At 69.0% G+C, this 5,585-nt stretch carries 4 protein-coding genes; 2 read left to right on the top strand and 2 right to left on the bottom strand.

Translation table 11 applies throughout. The annotated features are described in order from the left end of the window. Positions 1-72: 72 nt before the first annotated feature. Positions 73-321: a hypothetical protein gene (locus ACRX5S_RS13900; RefSeq protein ID WP_436773219.1), complete on the bottom strand. Its 249-nt coding sequence runs from the start codon at positions 319-321 to the stop codon at positions 73-75. 338 nt (positions 322-659) lie between these two features. Between ACRX5S_RS13900 and ACRX5S_RS13905 the strand changes: the two genes are divergently transcribed. After that, positions 660-2,288: an outer membrane protein assembly factor BamB family protein gene (locus tag ACRX5S_RS13905; RefSeq protein WP_436773220.1), complete on the top strand. Its 1,629-nt coding sequence runs from the start codon at positions 660-662 to the stop codon at positions 2,286-2,288. Between the two features lie 46 nt (positions 2,289-2,334). Here ACRX5S_RS13905 and ACRX5S_RS13910 read toward each other — a convergent pair whose 3' ends face one another. Continuing rightward, the gene (locus ACRX5S_RS13910; RefSeq protein ID WP_436773221.1) at positions 2,335-3,732 is read right to left on the bottom strand and encodes an FAD-dependent oxidoreductase; all 1,398 of its coding nucleotides are present in this window, start codon (positions 3,730-3,732) and stop codon (positions 2,335-2,337) included. A 460-nt stretch (positions 3,733-4,192) separates the two neighbouring features. Here ACRX5S_RS13910 and ACRX5S_RS13915 point away from each other — a divergent pair, with 460 nt between their 5' ends. Next, complete coding sequence (locus ACRX5S_RS13915) at positions 4,193-5,167, top strand: helix-turn-helix domain-containing protein (protein ID WP_436773222.1); 975 nt, start codon at positions 4,193-4,195, stop codon at positions 5,165-5,167. Positions 5,168-5,585: the final 418 nt, after the last annotated feature.

The raw sequence follows: 5,585 nt of genomic DNA on the forward strand, positions 1-5,585 counted from the left end.
CCGTCGAATACGAAGCCGCACTCACCGCGGCCTGACCACCACAACGACGGTGTCCGTCAAAGCGAAGCAAGCTCACCGATGTTCGGTCCCCTCATGCCTTGCGGGGTACGTCCGGCGGTGTGGGGTGACCTCGTCCGCCAGCACCCGTTCGAGGGCTGCCGTCACCCGCGGGTCGGCCGTCAGCGCGGTCAACTGCTGCTTGGTGGTCAACGGCTTTCCGTTGTCTGGTGTGTATGCGGCGCGGTCGGTGATGTCCGACACGTGACCGTCCATCGGCGCCACTGTCACCGACGCCGACCAGCTTTCGAGTGGGTCGGGCATGAAGGCGATCATCTCCAAGGCGAGCCGGCGGAATTGGGATGACGGCTGGGTCGCGTGAGCCGGAGGGATGCCCCGTTCGTGTTCATGCGTGCGGGGCCGCCGGAGGGAATGTGCGGCTGGTCACGCCGTATTCGAGCAATTGAGCTGGGCGCCCGGCCACTTGCGGCCGATAGTCCATCCGACTGGCCATTCCCAGCACCAGGACGCCGGACGGTGCTGTGATGGCGGCCAGGTCGAGGATTGGTTCCACGGGCTGATTGTCGCTTGTGGTGGGTTCGGAATGTCCAGGGGGCGCGAGGTGGGGGAGGGGCTGGGGCTTGGTGCTTATGCTCGGGGTTGTGTCTGAGGCGAGCTTGAATTCTCCGCTGGTGGTTGCCGGGATTTATGGGGATCGGCTGTTTGCGGAGGTCGTCAGTCCGTTGGTGGTGCTTGAGGACGCGGACCGGCTTGGGGTCTTGGGATATGTGAGTCGGTTGCAGTGGCCGGGGTGGGATGTCGGGGGGCGTCGGCCGAGTGCGCGGTTTGGGGTCTACGAGCGCCGGACTCTCCGGCGGATCATGGCGTTCGAGCATCACGGGAGTGCGTACGTGGGGGCGTTCCACCCATCGTTGCCGTTGCTGGCGCTGGGTAGGGGGACCTTTGACGGGGACTTCTACGAGGGCGAACTGCTGCTGGCGAATCTGGTTTCGGGGCGGCTGGTTTCGGCCTTTGAGGGGACGCGGTACGTCGGGAACCTGGAGTGGGTCGATGATCGGGTGCTTCGGGTCGTGACTGCGCCTCATGATGCGGAGGGCGACGAAAGCCAGTTTGGGGGTGAGTATGTGGCGACGGTGGAATGTGGCGACTGGCTTGGGATCGTCGACGGAGAGTTGGGCGAGCCGGTTGAGGATGTTGTGGGGACGCGGGCATTGCGGGACCGCGAGGAGCAGGAGAGAGGGGGCATTCTCGGGCCCAGGACACGGGCTCGGCTTGCCGGGATTGCGGCGGAGGTGGGGAGTTCGTGGGAATTGCGCGGGGAGGTGTGGGCGGTTGAGCTGTTGCCGGACGGGCGCGTTCTGGCCGCCGGCGAAGGGACGACTCTCGAATGCCGCCTGCCGTCGGGTGAGTTGCAGTGGGCGGTACGCAGCGAGTTCGGTGCGCGGCAGATCCGGGTGGCGGCGGACGGCAAATCCGCTTGGGCGTTGCTCTGTCCGCAGCCACGGTGGGATGGGCAGTACGTCACCCATCCGGACACAGCTCTTGAACGCCGTTCCATCGAGGATGGATCGCTCGTCGAAGTCGTCGCGTTGGACGTTCCGCGGGTGATGACGTCCCGCGCGGACGGGCTGATCGCGCTGCGTGACACGCGGCACGATGTCGACGGTACGCCGCTGCTGTTGATCGCGCCGGACGGGGCCCGGCGGGACGGCGCAGGCATGACAGCGCACTCGCTCTTCGGTACATATCTCTCGCCTCGGCACTGCCCCGACATCCTGTTTGTCCGCAATGCGGAGGACGCCACGGGCTCTTGGGTTTGCCGGTACGACGACGCCTCGGACTCGTACCGCGACCTGTTCCCGCTGAAGGTCGCCGCGGATCGGCCGTGGACGTCGGGCGGACCGGCGGCGTACGCGGAGACGGCAGAAGGCCCGATCCTCGTCGTGTCAGGGAGTGAGTCGGGGCGATACGGGGTGGAAGACGGCGGGTTCGTCGTCTCGGCCCGCAATTACCCGACAGGCGAGGTCCGTTGGATATCGCGGGCCGATGAGGTTGTGGTTGCGGTCGACTGCGTCGGCGAAGTGGCATACGTCGCCTACGCGTCCGGCGAGTTCGCGGCCTTGGACGTCACAAGCGGGAACGTCCTGTGGCGCCACACGCTGCTGGTCGACGACTGTCCGGTTCAGCCTCTGTCCATGGTCGTGTCACGGGACGGGGGACGGATAGTGGTCGGACTGGTCGACGGACGAGTTGTTGCATGCAGCGTGTAGGTCGGTAGCGCGGCGTACGCACGAGGGGGTTGGAGAGAAGGGTCCCTCAGTCCCCGCGTCGCGAGTCCCGCGAGGCCCTCAACGACCGTGCGATCGTTGCCGGGGTCATCAGTGTTCGTGGTGGGGCGATCATGTGGAGGACGTGGAGGAAGCGCAGGCCGACTACGGGGTCGGTGACGGTGGCTCGGTGGACGAGGTCGCCGAGTCGGGTGGCCAGGGCGAAGCCGAAGGGGCGTTCGGCAGCGACGTGGGGCAGGCGCAGGTCGTTGAGGACGGACGTCTGCCACGCGTCGTCGACGACGCGCCGCACTGCCGAGAAGTAGTCCCGCGCGGGTTCGTTCGGTAGGCGCCCGGATGAGAGGGCGTCGGCGAGGCACAGTGCGTGGGCGGCGGCCGAGGACATGCCCTGGCCGTAGACGGGGTTGAACGACGCCACCGCGTCCCCGACGCTCACCAGGCCCGCCGGGAACCGGCTGACGCGGTGGAAGTCGCGGCGGCGGTTGTCGGGGTGGCGGTAGACGGCGACGTCGCCGTCGAGTTGCGCGTTGGCGGCGAGCTTGCCGAAGGCCTCGCCCGGGTCTTCGCGGCAGCGGGCGAGGAAGTCGTCCGGCGCGCGGGTGGGTTTGTCGTCGGCGTAGCCCGCCATGAGCGCGATCCAGCGGTCGCCCTCGATCCGGCCCAGCGTCCCCACGCGTACTCGGCCGTCCGGCAGGGTGGTGAGGGATTGGGCGAGGGTCGCGCCGTCGGTGACCGCGCTCGGATCGATCCCCGGCGCACGGAACACGGCGGTGGCGTAACCGAGATCGACCGCGATGCGCCGCAACGGCGGTTCGGGCCACCCGGCTTCGGCGAGCCACGCGGATACGCGGCTGCCTCGCCCGGTCGCGTCCACGACCAGGTCCGCGTGCAGGGTCTCCGCGGTTTCGTCGGCACCCCGAGCCAGGCGTACGCCGTCCACTCGCTCGCCGCGGAACGACAGCCCGCGCACGGTGGCCGCCTCGACCCGAACTCCCGGGTACGCCAACACGCGTCGCCGTACGTGTGCCTCCAGGAAGGGACGCGTCGCGCTCACCATCGGCAAGTCGCCCACCAACGCCTTGCGTTGCCCGTCGAGGTAACCGAACACGTCCGTGCCGGTGTTCGCCCGTACGGCTCCCGCCGCCACGAACTCGTCGGTGAACCCCGGCAGCAGATGCTCGATGCCGCGCCGACCGGCCTCCAGCAGGGCGTGCATCTGCGTGCCTTGCGGGACGCCGCGCCTCGGCCCCTCGCCGGACCCGGAGATCGCGGCTCCCGCAGCCACCGCGGACGCTCCCGTGTCCACTCCCATCGACCCACCGAGATCGTCCCGTTCGACAACCACCACCTCGTCGGCGTGCCCGGCCAGCACCCGGGCGGCGAGCAGGCCGGCGATTCCGGCTCCGAGCACGGCAACTGTGCGCATGGGGTCCTCTCCTGCGGGATCTGCGGTGCCCATGCTCACCAACGGACTGTTCGCGAATAGCTCGGAGGCGAACGTGTTCTGTGCGATTTTGACCGACGGTGACGTACCCGCCATATATGGCCCGTACCATGACGGGTCGCTTCCGCAGTCCCGACCGCGCGACAGAAAGGTGAAGCCGGTGAGCCGTCCACTGACCACGAACACTGCTGGGGGACACCGGGTTTCCGCGGATGGACAGCAGGACGCGGGAGCCGTTTCCCAAGGTTCCCCGAGTTCCCCGAGTTCCCCGAGTTCCCAAAGCACCCATGGCACCCATGGCACCCATGGCACCCAAGAAACCCATGGCAACCATGAAACCCATGACACCCATGGCACCCGCGAAACCCATGGCACCGAGAGCACCCCGCGCTCCACCGCCCGCCGCCACACCGTCCGCCGCGACGGCCAGAAGCGCCCCGTCGTGCGCGCCGGTTCCGGACTGCCCGGCGAAGGCTTCGCCTCGGACGTCGACTCCTGGCGCGACTCCCTGCGCGACGCCATCGTGGAGATGGACGCCACGCCCCTTGCCACGCCCGGCAGCCCCGACTACACGGGCTGGGTCTACGTGCTCGACCTGGGGCCGATCAGCCTCACCGACGTCGCCTCGGACCCGGTGTACGTCGCCCGCACGCCGCGGCTGATCAACCACAACCCGGTCGACTTCTTCCACCTCTCCATATCCCGGCGCCCCAGCCGGGCCGAGCAGCGCGGACGGCAGCACCACCTCGGCGCCGGCGACGCCATCCTGGTCGACAGTTCGGAGCCGTTCTCCGTCACCGCCGACAGCTTCGCCCACTACCTGATCGTCAACGTCCCGCGCGCCTCACTGCGGCGCGACCTGCGCATGGACCGGCACATGCTGGGGCAGTACGTCTCCGCGCAGAACCCCAGCCTCCGCGTCCTGATGTCCCTGCTCGGCGAACTGGGCCGCGGCGCGCCCGGGCTCCCCGCCGAGACCGTCCACGAACTCGGCCATACCGCACACGAGTTGCTCGTGTCTTCGCTCCGATTGGCGGAGTCCGGACACCGGCACTTCGCCGACGCCCGCATGTCGAGGGGCGCGCAGCTCCTGCGCATGAAGGACTTCGCCGTACGGCACCTCGCCGATCCCGACCTGTCGCCGAAGCTGCTCGCCGCCGCGTTCGACGTGTCGGTGCGGTACGTCGAGCTGGCGTTCCGGGAAAGCGGCCTGTCGCCCTCGCGGTTCATCCGCGAGACCCGGCTCGCCGAGGCGCGTCGGATGCTCGCGGACCCCCGGCAGCGGCACCGGTCGATCGCCGCGATCGGACGCTCGGTCGGCATCGAGAACGCCAGCGTGTTCGCCCGGATCTTCCGGGCGCGGTACGAGGCCACACCGCGCGAGTACCGGCAGTACGCCGGGGTCCGACCCCTCTGATCTGACGGACCCGTCCGCGGGAGACCGCGCGAACACCCTTCCGCGAATGCCGCCAAAACCCCCGTCATTCCCTACTGACGGGCCGTCGGCGGACGATCCCACAAGAGCGCCAGAGCCAATGCGCCCCAAAAGCCCCGTCGTTCGCGAATCGTCGACCAGGTGTGCGCAATCCGTCGCATTGTCCGCGCCCCGGACTGCCAGGGTCACCCGAGTGCAACACCGGGCACGCGCCCCCTCGCGCCCGGTTCGTCGTCCCACCGAGCAGCGGGAACACTCGACTTGTTGTCCGATTCCTCTGGTTCCTCTGGCACCCCCGGCTCTTCCGGTTCCCTCGGGCCGTCGTACGGATCGTCCCCCGAGTCCGCCGACGGCTCCGCATTCCCGCGGCGCCCGGACCTCATCCCCCGTAGGTCCGGGC

The organism is Yinghuangia sp. YIM S09857 (assembly GCF_051388915.1).
GTDB lineage: Bacteria > Actinomycetota > Actinomycetes > Streptomycetales > Streptomycetaceae > Yinghuangia.